Annotated in this window: 18 protein-coding genes; 7 read left to right on the forward strand and 11 right to left on the reverse strand. The window is 38.5% G+C overall.

Features of this window, described 5'->3' with window-relative positions; all coding sequences use genetic code 11:
• Positions 1-2 precede the first annotated feature (2 nt).
• Positions 3-227, forward strand: a complete 225-nt coding sequence (locus DUT68_RS07070) for a hypothetical protein (RefSeq protein WP_113636991.1) — start codon at positions 3-5, stop codon at positions 225-227.
• A gap of 49 nt (positions 228-276) precedes the next feature.
• Here DUT68_RS07070 and DUT68_RS07075 read toward each other — a convergent pair whose 3' ends face one another.
• The 5 genes from DUT68_RS07075 to DUT68_RS07095 all read right to left on the reverse strand — a co-directional run bounded on the left by DUT68_RS07075 (position 277) and on the right by DUT68_RS07095 (position 6,124).
• Positions 277-1,815 carry a YifB family Mg chelatase-like AAA ATPase gene (locus tag DUT68_RS07075; protein WP_113636993.1) on the reverse strand — a complete coding sequence of 513 codons (1,539 nt, stop codon included), beginning with the start codon at positions 1,813-1,815 and terminating at the stop codon, positions 277-279.
• A gap of 101 nt (positions 1,816-1,916) precedes the next feature.
• Positions 1,917-2,900 carry a 6-phosphofructokinase gene (gene pfkA, locus DUT68_RS07080; protein WP_113636994.1) on the reverse strand — a complete coding sequence of 328 codons (984 nt, stop codon included), beginning with the start codon at positions 2,898-2,900 and terminating at the stop codon, positions 1,917-1,919.
• Positions 2,900-4,600 carry a protein-disulfide reductase DsbD family protein gene (locus DUT68_RS07085; protein ID WP_113636996.1) on the reverse strand — a complete coding sequence of 567 codons (1,701 nt, stop codon included), beginning with the start codon at positions 4,598-4,600 and terminating at the stop codon, positions 2,900-2,902. The genes pfkA and DUT68_RS07085 overlap by 1 nt, the downstream gene beginning before the upstream one ends.
• Positions 4,601-4,860: 260 nt before the next feature.
• Positions 4,861-5,310, reverse strand: a complete 450-nt coding sequence (locus DUT68_RS07090; protein WP_113636997.1) for a protein-disulfide reductase DsbD N-terminal domain-containing protein — start codon at positions 5,308-5,310, stop codon at positions 4,861-4,863.
• 40 nt (positions 5,311-5,350) lie between these two features.
• Positions 5,351-6,124: a biotin--[acetyl-CoA-carboxylase] ligase gene (locus tag DUT68_RS07095; RefSeq protein ID WP_113636999.1), complete on the reverse strand. Its 774-nt coding sequence runs from the start codon at positions 6,122-6,124 to the stop codon at positions 5,351-5,353.
• A gap of 45 nt (positions 6,125-6,169) precedes the next feature.
• On the opposite strand from DUT68_RS07095, the gene rsfS reads away from it, so the two are divergent.
• From rsfS to DUT68_RS07115, 4 genes are all read left to right on the forward strand, one after another.
• Complete coding sequence (gene rsfS / locus DUT68_RS07100; protein ID WP_113637001.1) at positions 6,170-6,544, forward strand: ribosome silencing factor; 375 nt, start codon at positions 6,170-6,172, stop codon at positions 6,542-6,544.
• Between the two features lie 24 nt (positions 6,545-6,568).
• Positions 6,569-8,641, forward strand: coding sequence for an ATP-dependent zinc metalloprotease FtsH (ftsH, locus tag DUT68_RS07105; protein WP_113637002.1), 2,073 nt, complete (start codon positions 6,569-6,571; stop codon positions 8,639-8,641).
• A gap of 61 nt (positions 8,642-8,702) precedes the next feature.
• A complete protein-coding gene (locus tag DUT68_RS07110; RefSeq protein WP_113637004.1) occupies positions 8,703-9,347 on the forward strand; it encodes a LutC/YkgG family protein in 645 nt (214 codons plus the stop codon).
• A gap of 75 nt (positions 9,348-9,422) precedes the next feature.
• The gene (locus tag DUT68_RS07115; protein ID WP_306419605.1) at positions 9,423-10,493 is read left to right on the forward strand and encodes a 3-oxoacyl-ACP synthase III family protein; all 1,071 of its coding nucleotides are present in this window, start codon (positions 9,423-9,425) and stop codon (positions 10,491-10,493) included.
• Between the two features lie 95 nt (positions 10,494-10,588).
• Here the strand turns inward: DUT68_RS07115 and DUT68_RS07120 are convergent, their stop codons facing one another.
• The 5 genes from DUT68_RS07120 to DUT68_RS07140 all read right to left on the reverse strand — a co-directional run bounded on the left by DUT68_RS07120 (position 10,589) and on the right by DUT68_RS07140 (position 15,548).
• The gene (locus tag DUT68_RS07120; RefSeq protein WP_113637006.1) at positions 10,589-12,085 is read right to left on the reverse strand and encodes a tetratricopeptide repeat protein; all 1,497 of its coding nucleotides are present in this window, start codon (positions 12,083-12,085) and stop codon (positions 10,589-10,591) included.
• Between the two features lie 778 nt (positions 12,086-12,863).
• On the reverse strand, positions 12,864-13,607 hold the full coding sequence (locus tag DUT68_RS07125) for a zinc ribbon domain-containing protein (RefSeq protein ID WP_113637007.1): 744 nt from the start codon (positions 13,605-13,607) through the stop codon (positions 12,864-12,866).
• The gene (locus tag DUT68_RS07130; protein WP_113637009.1) at positions 13,607-14,704 is read right to left on the reverse strand and encodes a Nif3-like dinuclear metal center hexameric protein; all 1,098 of its coding nucleotides are present in this window, start codon (positions 14,702-14,704) and stop codon (positions 13,607-13,609) included. The genes DUT68_RS07125 and DUT68_RS07130 overlap by 1 nt, the downstream gene beginning before the upstream one ends.
• A gap of 173 nt (positions 14,705-14,877) precedes the next feature.
• On the reverse strand, positions 14,878-15,219 hold the full coding sequence (locus DUT68_RS07135; RefSeq protein ID WP_237088276.1) for a TM2 domain-containing protein: 342 nt from the start codon (positions 15,217-15,219) through the stop codon (positions 14,878-14,880).
• A gap of 20 nt (positions 15,220-15,239) precedes the next feature.
• Positions 15,240-15,548 carry a DUF2752 domain-containing protein gene (locus DUT68_RS07140; protein ID WP_113637071.1) on the reverse strand — a complete coding sequence of 103 codons (309 nt, stop codon included), beginning with the start codon at positions 15,546-15,548 and terminating at the stop codon, positions 15,240-15,242.
• A gap of 313 nt (positions 15,549-15,861) precedes the next feature.
• Here DUT68_RS07140 and DUT68_RS07145 point away from each other — a divergent pair, with 313 nt between their 5' ends.
• On the forward strand, positions 15,862-16,893 hold the full coding sequence (locus tag DUT68_RS07145) for a T9SS type A sorting domain-containing protein (RefSeq protein ID WP_113637012.1): 1,032 nt from the start codon (positions 15,862-15,864) through the stop codon (positions 16,891-16,893).
• A 54-nt stretch (positions 16,894-16,947) separates the two neighbouring features.
• Here DUT68_RS07145 and DUT68_RS07150 read toward each other — a convergent pair whose 3' ends face one another.
• Positions 16,948-18,030, reverse strand: coding sequence for a hypothetical protein (locus DUT68_RS07150; protein WP_113637014.1), 1,083 nt, complete (start codon positions 18,028-18,030; stop codon positions 16,948-16,950).
• A gap of 421 nt (positions 18,031-18,451) precedes the next feature.
• Here DUT68_RS07150 and mfd point away from each other — a divergent pair, with 421 nt between their 5' ends.
• Positions 18,452-21,784, forward strand: a complete 3,333-nt coding sequence (mfd, locus tag DUT68_RS07155) for a transcription-repair coupling factor (RefSeq protein ID WP_113637016.1) — start codon at positions 18,452-18,454, stop codon at positions 21,782-21,784.
• The last annotated feature ends 412 nt before the right edge of the window (positions 21,785-22,196 follow it).

Here is a 22,196-nt window from a genome sequence, read left to right on the forward strand (position 1 = left end):
AGGTGGAAGAGAGTTTTCAGTTTAAACTTCGAGGTTCAATTTACGAAGTAGTTGTTGAGGAAGACGATTGCTTTACCATTTTCAAAATGGAAGAAGAATATCTACTCATCACTAAACTTAATGGCAAAAAATGGGTTCGAATTGACTACAAAACCAACGAACCCGTTATTGAAGTAAATGACGAAGTAGAGGACATTGGAAATATTATAGATAGATTTTTCCGCTAGCAACGGTTTCATTGCCAGTATTTAAACCCAATGGCGTTGAAGGGCTTCATTATCCAGCCCAGCTTTCTCTATCCAAACTTCTATAGTGGATTGCTTCTGCTAGGTGCTCAATTTCGATACAGTCGCTACCAGCCAAATCAGCAATGGTACGCGAAACTTTCAATATTCTATCGTACGCACGTGCTGATAAGCCTAATTTTTCCATCGCTTGCTTAATCAAACCCCTACCAACTTCATCTATTTCGCAAATTTTCCGAACCATGTTAGCGCTCATTTGCGCATTGCTATGCATCCCCTCTACATCTGCAAAACGCACATCCTGTAAAGATCTTGCTTTAATTACCCTTTCCCTTATCAAGCTGCTCTTTTCGGCAGGCCGCGAAGATGAAAGCTCTGAGAAATTAACCGGCGTAACTTCCACATGCAAATCAATCCTATCCAAAAGTGGGCCTGAAATTTTGCTGAGGTACTTCTGCACCACACCAGGGCCGCACAAACATTCTTTTTCAGGATGATTGTAGAAACCACAGGGACAGGGATTCATAGAAGCTACCAACATAAAACTGGCGGGATATTCAACCGAAAATTTGGCTCTCGAAATGCTCACCTTTCGGTCTTCCAAGGGTTGCCGCATTACCTCCAACACGGTACGTTTAAATTCGGGCAGCTCGTCTAAAAACAACACCCCGTTATGCGCCAACGAAATTTCACCTGGTTGCGGATGCATACCACCGCCTACCAGGGCAACATCGGAAATGGTGTGGTGAGGATCACGATAGGGCCGTTCGGTCATCAAGGCTGTAGCTGTGTTCAGCCTCCCAGCTACCGAATAGATTTTTGTGCTTTCTAAAGCTTCCTGCAAATTTAATGGTGGCAGTATCGTTGGCAATCGTTTAGCCAGCATGGTTTTTCCAGCTCCTGGTGGACCAATCAAAATTACGTTATGGCCTCCGGCAGCTGCAATTTCCAAAGCTCTTTTGATGTTTTCCTGTCCTTTTACGTCAGAAAAATCCTGTTCGTAGCTGTTAATTTGCTTGTAAAACTCCGCTCTAGTATCAACTTTAACGGGTTGAGGTTGAAATTTGCCAGTAAAAAACTCAATTACTTCCAACAACGTATCCATGCCATAAACGGCCAAATCGTTTACAATAGCTGCCTCATTGGCATTAACTTTCGGAACAATTAACCCCTGAAAGCCTTCCTTCCGAGCTTGTATGGCAATGGGCAACGCACCTTTAATACTTTGCAAGCCACCGTCCAAAGACAGCTCGCCCATGATGATGTATTCTTCTAGTTTTGCACCATCTATTTGCCCTGAAGCAGCCAAAATACCGATAGCAATGGGTAAATCGTAAGCAGAACCTTCTTTTCTAATATCTGCTGGTGCCAAATTAACGAGGATTTTTTGCCGCGGCATGTGATAGCCCGCTAAACGAATAGCGCTTTCTACCCTGAACAAGCTTTCTTTTACAGCATTATCGGGCAGGCCTACCATATAGTATTTATTGCCAGCACCAACATTTACCTCAATGGTAATAGTAATGGCATCAACACCGTAAACGGCACTTCCATAGGTTTTTATAAGCATAGGTAGAGATGTTTTTCAAGCTCAATATATGCTTTTTGATTTAATAAAAAAAGCCAGTGCATTTGAAGTGCACTGGCTTTCATCATTTCATTAAAATACTTTTATAATGATAAAATTTCGGCAAGGCGAAGCCAAGCAGGCGAAATTTGCGCCGCATCAATGTGCTTGATTGCCTTTTCAAAAGGCGTAAAAACAATCTCTTTATTGATTTGCCCCACCATCATTTTTGATTTACCTTCTAACAAACCCTCTACAGCGGCTACACCTAAGCGGCTAGCTAATACCCTATCCATACAGCTTGGTTTACCTCCACGTTGGATGTGACCCAGTACCGATACGCGAATGTCATGATGAGGGAAATTCTCTTTCAAAATCTCACCAACGTTATAGGCTCCTCCAGCTTCATCGCCTTCGGCAACTACAATAATTTTTGAGGCTTTATCTTTACGGCCGTGCTCCACCCGATGAACTAAATCTTCGGTAGTCATCTTAGCCTCTGGAATTAAAATAGCCTCAGCACCAACGCCTATGCCACTTCTCAACGCAATTAAACCAGAGTCGCGGCCCATTACTTCTACAATAAACAGCCTATCATGCGATTCTGCGGTGTCCCTAATTTTATCAACGGCATTTACTACCGTATTAATTGCAGTATCGTAACCTATCGTTAAATCAGTACCTTCCAAATCGTTATCAATGGTACCTGGCAGCCCAATAATTGGAAAGTCGTACTCTTGCGAAAAGATGTTAGCACCGGTAAAAGTACCATCTCCACCAATCACAACTAATGCATCAATTTGATGATCTATTAAGTTCTGATAGGCTTTAGCTCTTCCCTCTTTCGTTCTAAACTCATCGCAACGAGCTGTTTTTAGAATAGTACCTCCTCTTTGGATGATATTGGCCACTGATTTCCCTTCCATCGGAATAAAATCGGCATTTATTAAGCCATCATAGCCTCTTAAGATACCCGTAACTTTCAATTGATAGTACAAACTACCTCTAACTACTGCTCTAATGGCAGCATTCATTCCAGGCGCATCACCACCCGACGTAAGTACACCTATATTTTGTATTTTACTCATTATTTTCTTTTCGCAAACTCAGACAATCCTTTATCAAGATAACCTAAGTAAGTATCAATATTATATTCTACACCTATCGGAGGAGAAACTAACACTTCGCCTTTCGTATCTAGTAAAACATAGTATGGCTGCGCAACGGTTCCAAATCTCTCCGCCTGCAAATGTTGGAATTTTTTTCCAACTGTGTTCACCTGAGTTTTCAAGACTTTTGAATAAAATTGCTCCGATTCAGGCAAAGCAGTTTTATCATCAGTATACAATGAAACTACGATATAATCCTCTTTCAATCGTTTTAATACATTTTTATCTGACCAAACCTTGGCCTCCATTTCTCTACAGTTTACGCAACCGTGGCCTGTAAAATCTAAAAACAATGGTTTATTCACTTCCTTTGAATAGGCTAATGCTTCTTCATAGTCAAAGTAACCATCAATGCCGTGTGGGATATGCAAGAAATCAGCATATTTTTTCTTCTTGCCAGAATGATCAGCCGTGCTACTTACACCGCTACCTTCACCAATCACAAAATCTTGGGTAGATAAAGGCGGAACCAATGAACTAACTGCTTTTAACGGAGCACCCCAAAGCCCTGGAATTAGGTAAACCGCAAAAACAAAAGAAGCAGTTGCTAAAAACAAACGAGGTACCGACACATAAGGCAAATCACTATCATGCGAAAACTTGATTTTACCCAGCAAGTACACGCCCAATAAAATTGCCAGTACAATCCAAATGGCAAGGAAAATCTCCCTATCTAAAATGCCCCAATGGTAAGCCAAATCTGCGGTCGACAAAAACTTTAACGATAATCCTAACTCCAAAAAGCCTAAAACAACTTTAACAGCATTAAGCCACCCACCTGATTTAGGCAAGCCTGTCATTAAACTAGGGAAAATAGCGAAGGTGGTAAAAATTAAAGCCAGCGACAAAGAGAAACCAAACATTACTACAATTGGCGTAAGTAAATCGGTATTAATTGCTACTAACGAAGTTCCAATTAGCGGCCCCGTACAAGAAAACGAAACCACTGCTAAAGTTGCGGCCATAAAGAAAATACCACCCAAGCCTTTAGAGTCTGATTTTGCATCTAGTTTGTTTACTACTGAACTTGGCAACATAATTTCGAACGCCCCTAAAAAAGAAATACCGAAAATCAATAAGATGATGAAGATGAAAATATTAAAGAATCCATCTGTTGAAATCTGATTTAATGCGCTAGCGCCCCAAATTAAAGTGATGATTACACCCAAACCTACGTAAATCAAAATAATTGATAATCCGTAAATGATGGCACTTCTAATGCCTTTAGCTCTACTTTCAGCTCGTTTGGTGAAAAATCCTACGGTTAGTGGCACCATCGGGAATATACAAGGTAAAAAGAAAGCGGCTAAACCCGCCAACAAGCCTAAACCAAATGTTACCCAAAGCGAATTTGGTTTAGTATCGGCCGGCTTGGCCACTGCAGCTGTTTTATTTGCTACGCTGTCAACTTTTGTAGTTTTAGTGGTATCAGTTGCACCAGCTACTTGACCGTTTGCCAAGCTATCTTCTTTTGAGCCTATGGTGGTAAACTCAATATCGCCCATATCGGTTGATGTAGCGCTGGTGTCCTGCGCAGACTGTTGGCCGTAACTTTCGCCAACGTTAAATAAGGTGAATAGCGCTAATAGTAGCACTACCAATAAGTTAAATTTCTTCATTTGTGTGTTGTGTTTTGTGTTGAGTGTGTGAAATTAGCCATAATTTTCTAATTATCAGCGCATCACAAGTTTATGGCAAAAACTAAAGTAAAATATTGGTTTTGATACTTTACCAAAAGGATTTAAGAAATGTACCGGCATCAATTTACCATCAATGCGACATGGGTAAATTTATTCCGATCCAAAAAACTAGGAAATTAAATCTTTAAACAAAAAGGAAGGAATGCTAATCACATCCCTTCCTTCTTTAAATTACTTTTTTACTTAACAGGAATGCTAAAACTTACCTCGCTTGGTGGCAAGCAAGAAGTATCGTTACATACCATAAATTCTACTTTACCTTTAACAGTAGTAGTAGCTTTGTTAAGTTTTATTTTTTGGGTAAATACTACGTCGTTTTCGAAATAGCTTACGTCCATTTTAAATACTTTCTCATATTTAGTAATCGGCTTAGGCTCTATTGTTTTGCCAACTAACGTAAAATCTTTTGATGAAGTGAAGCTAAACTGAGTTTTATTTGGCCCACCTGGTTTTATATTCTGAGAATAAATGTGCCAGTTGCCATCAATGCTAGCCTTAATATACAAAGTTGCCTCATTTTTTCCTGTTTTCTTAGCTGCGTACTGCCAAGTAACAGGGTTTTCCAATTGTGCAAAAGCACTAACGGTAGCCATTACTACCATCGCAAAAATTAATGTGATTTTTTTCATGTGTTTATAATATAGTTAGTCAAAATTTTTCAGTAATCAGTTACCAAACAAAAGCAACTTCTTTAAAACCAAACTCATGCGTTGTACCATCATGAGTTTTAATTTTTAGCAAGCCCACTTCAGTTATCCCTTCAATCATTCCTTCAAAAACTTCTCCGTTAGCGCTGTAGTTCCCCAATTTGTTTAGCCTGTAAAGCTTACTAACGTACAAATCTTTCAGTTGCGTACTTTTTCCAAATTTCAGTTTCAAGTACAACTGTTCTATCTGTGTACAAATTTCCGTTAAAAGCACCATTAAATTTACATCTTGTTGTAAAATTTGCGATATGGATGTTGTGCGATGTTGGATATCTGCCTCGAAACTTTTTTGGTTGACGTTTAAGCCTATGCCAATAATGCTTTGTTTAATAGTACTGCCAGCTACCACATTTTCAATTAAAATACCCCCTATTTTCTGATCATCAACATAAATATCGTTTGGCCACTTCACACTTAAATTATTGGGCAAATATTTAAGCAAAACATTGTTTAAAGCCACCGAAACCAACATATTCAAATCAAATTGTTTATTCACCGGCAAAAAATTTGGCCTTAACAACAAACTAAAAGTAAGGCTTTTTCCTGCTTCGGCTTTCCAAACGTTACCTTGTTGCCCTCTACCCGCATATTGGTGGTCTGCCATTATTACAGTACCTTCCGGCAATGGCTCGGAATTTGACAATAAGTTTTTTAGATAATTATTAGTTGAATCAACCGCTGATAATTTGATAAGATTTTGACCAACAAATAATGTTGAAAAAGTGTTATTTTGCAAGTGTTGATTTTTATACTTAATTGAAGACCAAAATTAATTTTTTTAATGGTAAAAAAGAAAAATGAAAACCTTTCTACATACCTATCTGAAATAGCCGTACAAGGCATTCAAGAAAAAAAAGGAAACGATATAGTGAGATTGGACCTAAGGGAGCTGGGAAGTTCAGTTTCCGATTATTTTGTGATCTGCAATGCAGATTCTTCTACTCAAGTAAAGGCAATTGCCGATAGCGTAGAGGACGAGATTTACAAACTGACCAAGACTAATCCATGGAGGAAAGAAGGATTTGATAATGCTGAATGGATTATTTTAGACTATTTAGACATTGTAGTTCATATATTTAGAACGGAGAAACGTGACTTCTACGGAATAGAAGATTTATGGGGCGATGCAGAAACCACCTCTTTTAAAAGTGCATAAACCTTTAAAAACATTTTTACTAGCATGAAACAAGAAAATAATTCTAACGATAAAATAAACAAACCAAGCAAGCGATTGCCTAACTTGCCTAAGCGCCCTCAAAAAACGCCAAAATTCAATATTTTTTGGGTGTATGCGGCTATCATCATTGGTTTGTTTGCGGTTAACTTTTTATTCTCCACCGATAACGCAAAACAAGTTTCGTACAAAACTTTCGAACAAGAGATGCTTATCCCTGGTGATGTACAGAAATTGGTAACCTACAAAATGGACGATGTACAACGTGTTGAGGTGTACATCAAGGAAAACAAAAAGAAAGATCCTAAATACGATAAGTTCAGGACCAAAAGTAGCTTTGGAAAAGATACCGGCCCAATGGTGTATTTCAATGAAGCTTCTGCAGATTTATTGGCTAAAAAGCTAGATAAATCTCAAGCTAATATTCCAGCCGAAAACCAAGTTCCTGTGGAAACTGCTTCGAAATCAAATCCGTGGGGAGGTATTTTCATCAACTTCATACTTCCTTTACTGTTGTTTGCCGGCTTGTGGATTTTCATGATGCGCAGAATGAGCGGCGGCGGCGGTGGCGGTGGTGGCCAAATCTTTAACATTGGAAAATCAAAAGCTACATTATTTGACAAAGAGAGTCAGGTAAACATTACTTTTAACGATGTTGCAGGTTTAGAGGAAGCTAAAACCGAGGTAATGGAAATTGTGGATTTCCTTAAAAATCCAAAGAAATATACCAACCTTGGAGGTAAAATTCCTAAAGGTGCACTTTTAGTAGGTTCGCCGGGTACAGGAAAAACTTTGTTAGCTAAAGCAGTTGCCGGTGAAGCTCAAGTTCCTTTCTTCTCCTTATCAGGTTCTGATTTTGTGGAGATGTTTGTGGGCGTTGGTGCATCACGTGTACGCGATTTGTTTAAGCAAGCTAAAGATAAAGCACCTTGTATCATTTTTATTGACGAAATTGATGCTATTGGACGTGCCCGTGGTAAAGGTAGTGTGATGGGCGGTAATGATGAACGTGAAAACACCTTAAATCAGTTACTAGTTGAAATGGACGGTTTCGGCACCGATTCTGGAATTATTATCCTTGCTGCTACCAACCGAGCTGATGTATTAGATAACGCCTTATTACGTCCGGGACGTTTTGATAGGCAAATTTATGTGGACATGCCTGATATCAACGAGCGTAAAGCAATTTTCAATGTCCACTTAAAACCAATCAAATTAGAAAAAGACATCGATATTAACTTCTTGGCTAAACAAACACCTGGTTTCTCTGGTGCTGATATTGCCAACCTTTGTAACGAAGCAGCGTTAATTGCAGCTAGGAAAGGTCATGAATCGGTAACCAAACAAGATTTCTTGGATGCCGTTGACCGTATTATTGGAGGTTTAGAGAAAAAGAACAAAATCATCACCAAGGAAGAGAAAAGTGCCATTGCTTTTCACGAGGCTGGACACGCAACTGTTTCTTGGTTGTTGCCACATGCACACCCGCTTATTAAAGTTACAATTGTGCCTCGTGGTCAATCATTAGGCGCAGCGTGGTATTTGCCAGAAGAACGTAGCATTACCACTACTGAGCAAATATTGGATGAAATGTGCGCTACCATGGGCGGAAGAGCTGCTGAAAAAATCATGTTCAATAAAATTAGTACTGGAGCTCTTAGCGATTTGGAGAAAGTAACCAAACAAGCCTATGCTATGGTATCAATGTATGGTTTAAACGAAAAATTGGGTAACATTTCTTACTATGATTCAAGAGGACAGGAAACTTTCACCAAGCCTTACTCAGAAGCTACTGCCAGAATTATTGACGAAGAAGCAAGCAAAATCATTGAAGAACAATACCAAAGAGCGCTCCAAATTTTATCTGACAACAAAGAGAATTTGATGAAACTTGCAGATAAGTTATTGACTTCTGAGGTGTTGTTTAAAGAAGATTTAGAAGAAATATTTGGTAAACGACCATTTGATAAAGAAAGCACCGAACTTTTAGCAGAAGATGCCTACAAGGAAACTATCGTTAATCAACCAGTTTCGGAAGTTGAGCATCCTAAGCCAGAAAATAAGGATCTTGAAAATTAATCTAATTAAATCCTCTTCGGAGGATTTTTTTTTGAATGGCCACTAACTTACCTTTGCAACAATGAAAGAAAACATCACACCGAAGGAGCTGATGCTAAAAAAAATAAGGAAGGCCTTGCTTGAAAAGCGGGACAATCCTTATCCAAACTTAGAAGAAAGCCCTTTGTATCAACGCAACGAAGAGGAACTGGAAATTTTATTTGCGGAACAACTCACTGCTGTAGCTGGAAATTTCATTTTTTGCGAAAACGGTGTCGACTTTATTGAGAATATCCTTGAGCTAGCAGATAGGTTTAAGTGGCGTAAAATTTATTGTTGGGAGCCTGAACTGCAAGCATTGTTAAGCACTTACGAGTTCCCTTTTTATCAAACAGATAAAGATTTTGAACAAGCTGAAGTTGGTATTACCATGTGCGAGGCGCTAATTGCCAGAAACGGATCGGTAATGGTGAGCAACAATAACGCAGCGGGCAGGCGCTTGAGTATATTTCCACATCAACACATAGTAATTGCCCGTACCGGCCAGTTGGTATTGGATTTAAAGGATGCTTTCCAACTTCTTAAAAACAAATACGGCAACCAAATCCCATCGATGATTAGCACCATAACTGGACCTAGCCGCACCGCCGACATTGAAAAAACATTGGTATTGGGAGCACATGGCCCAAAAGAGCTTTTTGTTTTTTTAGTGGATGATTTTAGTTAACGATTTTGTTTAACACATAAAAAATTATAGATTTATACTAAATACCAAAATGGTATAAAGTGTAAATTTATGATGATGAACAAAATCTATTCGGTGATTACCGGAACAGGCAGTTGTATTCCTACCAATGTAATTGCCGGCAAACACTTCATTGAGCACAGTTTTTTTGATGGAGGGGTTAAAATCGATAAAGAGAACGAAGAAATTATTCAAAAATTCGCTGACATTACTGAAATTAATGAAAGGCGATATATTGACGACAGTCAACTTAACCATGATATAGGATTAATTGCGGCACAACGAGCTATTGAGGATGCTGGAATTGACAAAGAAAGTTTAGACTATATTCTGTTTTGCCATAATTTTGGGGATGTTAAGTTAGGCAGCAACCGTATTGATATGTTACCTGCACTAGCGGCTAAAGTAAAATTACTCCTCGGTATAAATAATCCAGACTGTGTTGCTTTTGATTTGATATTTGGTTGTCCTGGATGGGTGCAGGGGATGATACAGGCAGATTACCTGATCAAATCTGGAGATGCAAAAAAAGTATTAGTGATAGGCTCCGAAACCTTATCTAGAATTGTTGATCCGCATGACAGGGATAGTATGATTTTTGCAGACGGTGCAGGCGCAACGATTTTAGAAGCTAGAGAAACTGAGGAGCCAACGGGAATCTTATCACATAAAACACAAACTTATGCCAGTCATGCCGAAATGCTGACCATGGGATATAGCAATAACCCTTACGACAGCAGTGGTAACGCCTACATCAAAATGAAAGGCAGGAAGCTTTATGAATTTGCTGTAGTTACCGTACCACAATTGGTTAAACAAGCTATTGATAAATCAGGCATCGATGTAAAACGAATCAAAATGGTTTTCATCCATCAGGCTAATGGCAAAATGGATCACGCCATTATGAAACGACTATTTAAACTTTACGGAGAAGACACCGTACCTGAAAAATTAGTACCAATGACGATTTCTTGGCTAGGCAATAGCTCGGTAGCTACAGTACCTACGCTAATAGATCTGGTTTTAAAAAATAAAATTGATGGTTATCAAATAAATAACGGCGATTATGCTGTTTTTGCATCGGTTGGCGCTGGTATGCATATCAATGCGATAGTATACAAGTTTTAGGCTCCTTTGTAATATCCCGCAAGGCGAAACTCGCATCATATCAAATAAATTTTCTCTCCCTTCTGGGGAGAGATAGCTAAAGGTTAGCGAGGGGCTTACCCTCCTATCCTCTTCAAGCCCTGCTTAGCTTCGCTCTCAATGCTAGACTCAAACTCATGATCTTTCATAGCAATAGCGGTGTTAAAATAAGCTTTTGCTTTGATCGCATCTTTCTTTCTCTCGCAAATGTGGGCGGCCAGAACAGCCGCTTTAGCCGCATAGTAGTATTTTAATCCCTTACCTGTATTAATTGCAGTTTGATAGTGTGAGAGCGCAACATCATCCCTCCCTAAATCATCATTAATGCGACCCAACCTATAGGCAAGTTCCGTTTTATCTTTTACAGATTTAAGCTCGTCTGGCTTCACATCGCTTAGCACTGCCAGAGCTTTGGTAAGATAGCCACCATCATAAAGTAAACGGGCTTTCAACAACTCCATTTTCGGTATTGGCTCAATGGCTTCATTCACAGCCTGCTTGTCTTTTTCCGCATAGGTTGCTCCACTGTTTTTAACCTTAGCTATTAAACTTTGGTAGCTTCCCGTATCGTTTTTTAAAAGTGAAATCCACGCTTGGTGCAAATAAGTATCCTTCACATAATTAACGCCTTTATTTTGCTGTAGAAATTGACTAAAACTGGCAGAAGCACCGAGATCCAGTTTATTTAACCTAGCCACTCCGAGCAAATAATCCAGATAGGCAAACGATTGATAAACAGTTCCTCTTGGTCTGTTTTCCAAAATAGTTATGGCCTGTTCGTTTTTACCATTTCGGGCACAAACGTATGCTTGCAAGTAAGTTTTCAGCAAACTGCTATCGGCTATTCTTGCCGTATACTTCATTGTTTTGTTGTAAGCTTGTGCACTTTTAGCTACATCTGTTAAAATATAAGCGTAGTAAAATATCACTTCATCATAAAATGGCTCATAAGAGGATTTTGGAAGGTTTTCGGCCAATTTATCCAACTGGTTTAAGCCAGTTTGTACGTCACCCTTAACTCCAAAAGTGGACAAGGTAGACTTCATGAAGCCATCGGGCAAAGCGCCAAAAACAACATTAATGAGCCCCAGTCCTTTAAGGTTTAAATGAAACCCTGGGAACTTTTTTTGGTTATCTTTCAATAAACCGTTAGCCTTATTGATTTCTCTTGCAGCAGCAAAATAAGCGCCGTATTTACTTCTTATTAATGCCCATTGTAAATTAATTTCGGCCTGTGCATACAAATAATACGGCGAGTTTTTATCATCGCTGCTAATCTGATCTAAACGACTAGCTTTATTACCTTCCAACCGCTCAAATTCAGTTTTGCTTTCAGTGGTAATCAGGTAAAAGTAATCAACGTAATTTTCCAACAATGGCACAATAGAATTTCGTGGGTGTACCTTTTTTTCGGTTGCAATTAATTGACGGGCCGTATTCAATTTCAGCTCGAAGATATTTTGGTATGCCTTTAGGCAATTTGCGTTGAAATCAAAATTAGCGGAAGCGTAAAAAGGGAAAAACGTGAGCGCACAAAAAGCGAAATATATACGCAATGATGGTTTGATGGGCATAAAGCGGAATTACTAATTTGATGTAAGCAAAGCTATATAACGTAATTAATAATTGCTTGTTTTTATTGTGTGAATTTAAGACTGTATACTGTAGGCAATCTTAATAATAAAAATTTTTGATTGTTCGTTATTCGGATAATCTGCATTTTGTAATTCTTGAAAATTTCAAGATCTATTCCCATAACTGCCAAGGATAGATTCCTCCTAACGTCGGAATGACAAACCGCTAAAAAAATAGCTTATTACAACTTACGGACATTCAATAAAAATTCTACTATATTGGCTTATCTGTTATACCTATGCTTTCTACCAATGAAAAATCTATTCTTTAACAAATATGTAATGTACATATTTTCCATATGCGGGCTTGTTTCCTTCGCAATCAACTTTTTAGATGGATTTGAGCAGATAACAATTTATCGAGTGATTTCTCTAATCAGTTTAATGTATGTAATCATTTATCAATTCTTTCTACAAGAAAAGTTTAAATGATTGACACTCGCAAAAATAATCTAATTCAATGTGAGTTTTTTATTTAATCAGATAACTATCAATTCTTTAGCTAAAGAAATTGGAAAACTCTTAAAAAAAATTGATGCTGAAATGAATTCAGCATGACGTACCGCCCATCTAGCGTCACCGTGAATTTATTTCAGGGCATGTTGGCACAAATTAACACCCAAAACTCACATTAATTTAAAACGGAATAAATAAGCAAAAAAAAATCCCGATGTTAAATCGGGACTTTCAATTTTATATTTGGTTGGTTGTGTACTAATTAAGCTTCTGCCAATTCTTGGGTTAAAGCTTCGTCAACCAAAATACGACCGCAGTGCTCGCAAACAATTACTTTTTTACGCTGACGGATATCTAACTGACGTTGAGGTGGAATTTTGTTGAAACATCCAGAGCATGAATCTCTCTCGATAGTTACAACTGCCAATCCATTTACTGCATTTTTTCTTAACCTGTTGTAAGCAAATAACAAACGTTCTTCGATATTATCTTGAGCTTTCTCTGCTTTCTTCAACAATTCTTGCTCTTCTTTTTCAGTCTCTGAAGTGATGGTTTCAAGTTCGGTGCGTTTAGCTTCTAAATCACCTTTTCTCAAGTCCAAATTTGCTTGCGCCTTTTCGAAGATTTCAGTTTTGTTGTTGATGTCAAAACCAAACTCTCTGATTTTTTTCTCGCTTACCTGAATATCTAAATTTTGAATTTCAATTTCTTTAGTTAATGCATCGTACTCACGGTTGTTTTTTACCTCTTTAAGTTGTGCATCGTATTTTTTAATCAAAGTTTGAGCTTCTTTGATCATGTTTTTACGGGTTACAATTGCATCTTCCGTATCATCCAACTCCGCTTTAATCTTTTGTATACGGGTTTCCAAACCAGCTACCTCATCTTCTAAATCGGCAACCTCAATTGGCAACTCGCCTCTAATTTGGCGTATTTTATCAATTTTGGTATGTATGTTTTGTAATTCGTATAAAGCCTTTAGCTTCTGCTCTACTGTTTGTTCCATTAAATGAAATAATTTATGGGGTTTGTGTTATGCTCCGTTAAACGGATTGCAAAGTTAGGAAATTTTTCTTGAATATTATCTATCAACAAATTAGATGTAAATTGTTCACTTTCAAAATGTCCGATATCTACAATCATTATTTTTCCTTCGGCATCAAAAAATTCATGGTACTTGAAATCTGCTGTAACAAAGGCATCTGCCCCCGCCGCTATCGCATGTTTAAGCAAAAAACTGCCTGAACCACCACAAACCGCAATTTTTTTAATTTCTCTATCAATAATAGCGGTGTGTCTAATTACTTCCGCTTTCATTTGCGCTTTCACCATTTTCAGAAACTCAAGCCCGGATAATGCATTAGTTAACTTTCCTACCATACCCGAACCAACATTTTGAAGCTGATTCTCTAAGGGATAAATATCATAAGCCACTTCTTCATAGGGATGGTTCTGGAACAATGTAGCAAGCAACTTGCGCTCATCCTGTGTCTTAAAGATGACTTCGATCCTAGTTTCCTTCGCATACTCCCTTACGTTTGGCTCACCCAAAGTAGGATTGCTCAACTCATTGCCCTTAAAAGTACCAGTGCCTTCAATGTTGAAACTGCAATCACTATAATTACTGATGTTTCCCGCACCAGCGCTAAACAAAGCATCACGCAGTTGTGCAGCATCCTTGTGTTCGCAAAAGGTAACCAACTTTTTTAAAATACCCGATTTAGGCGCCAAAATTTTCGGGTTTTTTACCGACAATTGCTCACATATCTTTGCGTTCACGCCATTTTGAACACTATCTAAATTGGTATGTATGGCGTACAGAGCGATATCATTTTTGATTGCCTTTAAAACTACCCGCTCTACATAGTTTTTTCCGTTTAGCTTTTTCAAACCCTTAAAAACAATAGGATGGTGCGAGATGATCAAATTACATCCTTTGTCTATCGCCTCGTCTACTATTTGCTCTGTACAGTCTAACGATACTAGAGCTGCTTTGATTTCCTGACTGGGATTTCCAACAATTAACCCTGCATTATCATAGTCTTCCTGATAATTCAATGGTGCTATGGATTCTAGGAAATTGGTAATTTCAGATAGCTTCATGAAGTAAAAGTAATGAAAATTAGCTAATAGCCCCTCTCTGTCCTTTGGACATCTCTCCCCGAAAGGGAGAGAACTGGCGGTGAAAGTCTCCCTTCAGGGGAGATTTAGAGGGCTATAAAAAATCCCTACAGGTTTTTAGCCCGTAGGGATTGACATTTGTGTGTGAATGCTTTTTAGAAATTGCTCATTTTTACCATCTGCATGCTCTCGAAAACCATTTTTTGGTTGTACTCAAATGCAAGTTGTTTGTGGTTAATTAAATCTACAATAGTACCTATCATACATAAACCTCCAGTTAAGAAGTAAAGTATGCCCATTCCAATTTGCCCGATAACGAAACGGTGTATACCTGCGAAGCCTAAAAACCCGATTAAGCAAAGTAACAATATATCAGATGGGTTCTTTCTCTTGCTTGAGTAGATCATCAAAAATGTGCGCAACTGTTGTTCATTTAAACCTTGTGTTGCTGATTGTAAGTATGAATATTCTTCAGGGCTGATACCTGGTAATGACATAAAATTTTGATCGAACATGGCTAAACCTCCTTATAGTTAAAATAGTTTTTTTGTTTAATAATTAATTGTTTACATAGCTGAAATATGCGGTAAAGGATAATCAACAAAGCTGGTAATCCAAACCAATGTTGCCTAAAACTTGCACCAAAATCAGCATGAAAGATGGCCGTAATTGATCTACCTAAACCACATCCCGGACACCAATCGAAACCCAAATTTGCTAGTGGACAAAGTGTAAAGTGGTGTTCGTGAGGATTAGCGGTGGCTAATAACGTTAGCGCCAAAACCCAAAAAACAACTTCTACATATTTTCCTGCTCTGCTTATCATTGTTTCTCTGTATTTGTTAATTAGAGGCAATGATAAGGCTATTGTTACTTGTTTTAAAGGCGTTTTCGACCAACGGGAAATAAAAACCGACCAAAAGGAGATTATCTTAGAGAATATCAAAAAAATAAATGGAGGCATTGTTAATGAACGCCAACGTTTTGGTTTCATATGGCTCAACTTATGTTCAAAAATGAGATTCAATAATTTGACTTAGTTAGTAGATGACCGATAATATTAGTGGCCAACCAAAATAAAGCAAAACATATAAGTTGTAAATAGTTAGCTTTGCAGATAATCTTTAATTAACAAAATCATGAGAAAACTTTTACTTTCACTATTACTACTTTGCTGCCACGGCGCTTTTGCAGCAACGTTAACCGCGGTAACCAATGGTAATTGGACTACTGCCGCTACATGGGGAGGAACTGTTCCACAAGCTAGCGATATCGCTATTATTCCAGCGGGGATTACGGTTACACACAACGTAGGCATAAACGGAAATATGTTCAATAATTGGAATAATGCAGGCACAATCAGGGTTACTGGAAAACTCGTCTTACAAGGCACCGAACCTGTACTAACTAACCCTGTTGCTATAGAAATTTTATCTGGCGGGGAATTTAGAGATGAATCACAAAACGGACAAATTTATCTTAATCCTACATCTAGTTTTAAGGTATTTACCGGCGGAAAACTTACTTCAATTATCGAAACCATTATCTATAATAAGACTACTCCTAGCGCTTCTTATGCGTTTTCAACCACCACGGTTAATGGCCCTTTCAATGTTTCGGTATCTGGATCCAGCACAACGTTTTCTACTGTTGTATTACCATTAACATTGGTGAGCTTTACAGGTAAAAAACTCAACGTAAATAATGTTTTAAGCTGGCAAACGCAAAGCGAAGTAAATACGGACAACTTTTTGATAGAGAGAAGTACAGATGGCAAAGATTATCAAACGGTAGGCAAAGTAGCTGCTAAAGCAAGCACCGGAAGCAATAATTACAGCTTTGTAGATCGTTCGGCATTAAATGGCGATAATATTTACAGACTAAAGATGACTGATATTGACGGTGCTTTCACTTATAGCGACATCCTAGTAAGTTTGAAAAGAGAAGCGTTAAGCAGCATAAACGTATATCCATCGCCTGCAAAGGACGTTCTATTTATCAACTCAGACCAAAATGAGGTGCTAACCATCTATAACTTAGAAGGCAAATCAGTTTTCTCTAAAAACTTAAAAGCGGGAACAAATAGCGTTGATGTAAGTTTATTTAAAGACGGTGTTTATTTTGTTGAACAAGCAGGACAAAAGACATCTTTTATTAAGACCTCTAAATAATCTTAATTTAAAAGAGTAGCTTCAACAAATAGTTAAAGCTACTCTTTTAATATGTTATCGCTTGGCCACAACAATTTGGCTGTAACTCGTCTTTCCATCCTTATCTACTTGCGCTACTCGTACATATACGGTGTTAGTTCCGGCACTTTCCCTTTCTAGGTTACCTACACCATCTTTTTCCTTGGCACAAGCAGCAAACATTGCCACTACTACCAATACCATTGCCGCTTTTAACCAACGATTTCTAAACGCTGGCATCAACAATAATCCCAATAAACCAAAGCCAGCCATTAAAGTGCCTGTCCAAGGCGTAATAAAGTTATATTTCAAATCCACACTTGATTTACCGTTGGCAGCCTTACTCACCACTGTGCCTAAATCTGTCCAAGTTTTGCCATTGCTTGATGCCTGTACAATAAACTTGTCGTTGTTATCTTCACTTTGTGTATTCCAATCTACACTCAGGTTGCCTGATTGTATTTTTGCGCTCACGTTGCCGAAGCTAACCGGTAAAACATCAATGGAACCAAAAGCGCTGTACACACGATAGTCAACCCCAACGTTAAGTGGTAGCACTGCACTGTTAATTATCAACTCCACTTCATCAAAGGTTTGGGTAGCATTAAAATACAATGGAACAATAGCGCCGCCAGACAATAAAGACAAATTAAGGATGGTTGTTCCATTAACTGTTTCGCGAGGGACACCCGCTAAATAGGTACGCAAGGTAATATTGCTTTGTAATAATGATAAGGAAAGTACTGATGAAAACTGCACTCTGAAACCAGCAGCGTAGCCAACCGGAGCGAAAGTGGTTCCATTTGGAAAATTAAGTTTAGCACGAATGGAATATAATGCATCAGTACAAGTAAGCGGCGAATTAATTAAACCAGATATCGACAAATAGTTATTCAAATCTGCATCGGCTACGTTAGCAGCATCATTTAATGTTGGCGCTACACAACTTGCTCCCGAAGGTGAGGTAGCTGAAAAATTGCCAGTAGGATCAGTAAAGTTGGACGTATAGCTTTGTGCGTTGAGCCTAGTGGAAAATAAACAAGTGAAACATAACAAAGTAACGACAAAGAGTTTGCTGTTTGAGCCTTTAAAAAGCTGTTCTAGTTTTAAATGTTGCATAGTGGTAAAATTTTAGGTTTGAAAATGTTAATTGGGTTCATAGGAAAAGCGATAGCGCTAACATTACGGATGGCGTAGGCTTTAGGGAGCCAATGACTGAATTACATAAAGAAATATATTTAAGCGTTGCATAAGGAGTGCTTCTATTTAAGCAGGTAACATTTCGTTGAAAAAATCGTTGACTAAAGCCCTTAAAATCAAGTACTACTACCTAGTTAAATGGGTAAAAACACTAACATGAAAAAAAAGTACCTATGCAAAAGCCTTGCGTTAATGGTGAGTTTAACTGTATTGAGGTAATGCTAAAGGCGAGTAGTAACGTATCCTAGTAACCCAACTGTTCCGTTGCTACGGAGGTTTGCTTTCATTTGAAAAATCTTTCGCACATTATACTTCCAACTATTAACCGTATATTTGGATAGTGAACGTTAGAGATTTAATTAATAGATTTAAGACCGACCAACGAGTTTTAGCCATAGCAAAATCGCTAAACACCAGCAAAAGCAAAACTCAAATTAAGGGATTGGTAGGTTCATCCGATGCAGTAATTGCCCTTACCACTTACTTTTTACAACACAAACCGCAACTTTTTGTATTGCCCAATCGTGAGGAGGCGGCCTATTTTTCTTCTGATTTGGAAAGCATATTAGGGAAGGAGATTTTATTATTTCCTTCGTCTTTTCGCAAGCCTTTCGAATTTACACAGGTAGACACCGCTAACGTGTTGGCCAGAGCCGAGGTATTGAACGAGCTGAACCACCAATCAGAATACGGAAAGATAGTAGTAACTTACCCGGAAGCGTTAGCCGAAAAAGTGATTGACCGCAGTGTGTTGGAAAAAAATACGCTAGAAATTACCGTTGGTGCCAGCTTAGGTATCGATTTTATTAACGAATTTTTATTTGAATACGATTTTGAACGCTCTGATTTTGTTTACGAACCCGGACAATTTTCTATTAGAGGCGGGATTGTAGATATTTTTTCTTTTTCGCACGATTTGCCCTACCGCATTGAGTTTTTTGGCGATACGGTGGAAAGTATCCGCACTTTTGAAATTGAAAGCCAACTTTCGGTGGATGACGTTAAGCATCTCACCATCGTACCTAACGTACAGGCCAAATTTTTAACTGAAAACAACATCAGTTTATTGGATTATATTGAAAAAGACACACAGTTGTGGTTTAAAGATGTATCCTTTGCACTTGATGTGGTAAGGATTGGCTACAAAAAAGCAAACGAGCTTTGGAAGGCTTTATCAGCGGCCGAAAAACAGCAAAATCCTAACTGGCTAGATCCTAAATTTGCCTTTACTGACGAGAAAATGTTGGCTGACCTATTCCACGATTTTACTTTGGTAGAATTTGGAAAACAGTTTTTCTATCAAACAGATGATGTTTTTGATTTCGATACCAAACCACAGCCATCATTTAACAAAGATTTTAATTTGTTGATCCATAATTTCAAAGAGAATGAAAAACAAGGGGTCAATAATTTCATATTCAGCAACTCTGCCAAACAAATTGAACGTTTATATGCCATTTTAGATGATATTGATAAAACGGTAAAGTTTATTCCAATCCACATTCCATTACGTGAAGGCTTTGTGGATTTTACGCAGAAAGTAGCATTTTATACAGACCATCAAATTTTTGATCGTTTCTACAAATATCAACTTAAAAAAGGTTATCAGCGTAGCCAAGCTATTACTTTAAAGGAGCTTAGGGATTTGAAACCTGGCGATTTTGTAACACACATTGACCATGGTATTGGTAAATACGCAGGCCTCGAAAAAGTGGAGACCAATGGCAAAATGCAGGAAATGATTAGGCTAATTTACGCTGATAACGATTTACTGTATGTAAACATCAACTCCCTCAATCGCATTGCGAAATACAGCGGAAAAGATGGTACGCCACCTAAAATGAACAAGCTTGGAACGGAAGCTTGGGACAAACTAAAAAAAAACACTAAAAAAAAAGTAAAGGACATAGCCCGGGACTTGATTAAGCTTTATGCCATGCGCAAGGCACAAGTGGGTACTGCTTTTGCTCCAGATAGTTATTTAGATACTGAGTTGGAGGCTTCGTTTATTTACGAAGATACTCCAGATCAAATGAAAGCCACCACAGATGTGAAGCGTGATATGGAAGCGCCGCATCCCATGGACAGATTGGTTTGTGGTGACGTTGGTTTTGGCAAAACAGAAGTGGCCTTACGTGCTGCCTTTAAGGCTGTAGCTAATGGCAAGCAGGTAGCCGTATTGGTGCCAACTACCATTTTGGCATTGCAGCACTTCAAAACCTTTTCTTCTCGTTTAAAAGATTTTCCTTGTACTGTAGATTATATCAATCGTTTTAAAACCAGCAAGCAAATTAAGGAAAGCTTAGAAAAGCTGGCACAAGGTAAAATTGATATCATTATTGGTACACACCGACTGTTGAGCAAAGATGTGAAGTTTAAGGATTTGGGGTTGATGGTGATTGATGAGGAACAGAAATTTGGTGTGGCAGCAAAGGAAAAATTGCGTGCTTTACGAGTGAGTGTAGATACATTGACCTTAACCGCAACGCCGATTCCGCGTACGTTGCATTTCTCTTTAATGGGTGCTAGAGATTTATCCATCATCAATACGCCACCACCAAACCGCCAGCCGGTAACTACAGAATTACACGTTTTTAACGACAAATTGCTTAAAGAAGCCATACAGTTTGAAATAGATAGAGGTGGGCAGGTTTTCTTTGTGCACAACCGAGTGCAAGACTTACCGCAGCTAGCAGGCTTAATCCAGGGATTGGTACCAACCGCCCGTATTGGCATTGCTCATGGTCAACTGGAAGGTGATGCTTTAGAGGATGTAATGCTGGATTTTATTAATGGCGAAACCGATGTTTTGGTTGCCACTACCATTATTGAAACTGGTTTAGATGTGCCCAACGCCAACACCATTATCATTAACCATGCACACATGTTTGGCCTGAGCGATTTGCACCAGATGCGTGGCCGTGTGGGACGCTCCAATAAAAAGGCATTTTGCTATTTGTTAACCTTGCCTTTATCAACCCTAACGGATGAAGCCCGCAAACGCTTAAGCGCTATTGAAGAGTTTTCTGATTTGGGAAGCGGATTTAACATCGCTATGCGTGATTTGGATATACGCGGCAGCGGTAACTTGCTAGGTGGCGAACAAAGTGGTTTTATCGCTGAAATTGGCTTCGAGATGTATAACAAAATTTTAGATGAGGCGATACAGGAACTGAAGGACGATGAATTTAAAGATTTATTTAAAGACCAACCGGAAAGGCCTTATGTAAGTTTTACACAAGTAGACACTGATGTGGAGATGCACATTCCAGACAGTTACGTTACCAACATCACCGAGCGATACAACCTTTATACGGAAATCTCTAAGCTGGAAACCGAGCAGCAGATTCAAGCTTTTGAGCAACGAATGAAAGATAGGTTTGGGCCAGTGCCTATGCAAGTTTTAGCTATGCTAAAGGTGGTTCGCTTGCAATGGATAGCTAAAAAACTGGGTTTTGAAAAAGTTAGTTACAAGAAAAATATTTTGAGAGGCTACTTTATTAGCGATAAGCAATCGAAGTTTTTTGATTCGGAAACTTTTAACAGGATGCTGGCTTTTGCTCAATTGCATCCTCGATTATGTAATTTAAAGGAAGTAAAAGATAGCTTACGCATTTCGTTTGACAACATCACTAATATTGATGAAGCGGTAGAAATGTTGGAGATGATTTAATTTTTTCTGTTTTTTATTGGATGTTTTCCCTCTCTGCCTTCGGCATCTCTCCCAAGGGGAGAGAATAGCGAGTGGGTAAGCAAGTAGCCTATTCAATTTCACTTATACCAAAACGATTTTTTTATTGCATTTTCATCTATTAGCACAGGTTTTAAACGCTGAAAAGAAAACTCCCCTCAAGTTGCAGAAACTTTAATAATTCCGTTCTCTCCCTCCCAGGGAGAGAATAGCGAGTGGGTAAGCAAGTAGCCTATTCAATTTCACTTATACCAAAGCGATTTTTTTATTGCATTTTCATCTATTAGCACAGGTTTTAAGCGCTGAAAAGAAAACTACCCCTCGAGTTGCAGAAACTTTAATAATTCCGCTCTCTCCCTCCCAGGGAGAGATGTCCACAGGACAGAGAGGGTAA

This window comes from Pedobacter zeaxanthinifaciens, from assembly GCF_003313335.1.
GTDB classification, from domain to species: Bacteria; Bacteroidota; Bacteroidia; order Sphingobacteriales; family Sphingobacteriaceae; genus Pedobacter; species Pedobacter zeaxanthinifaciens.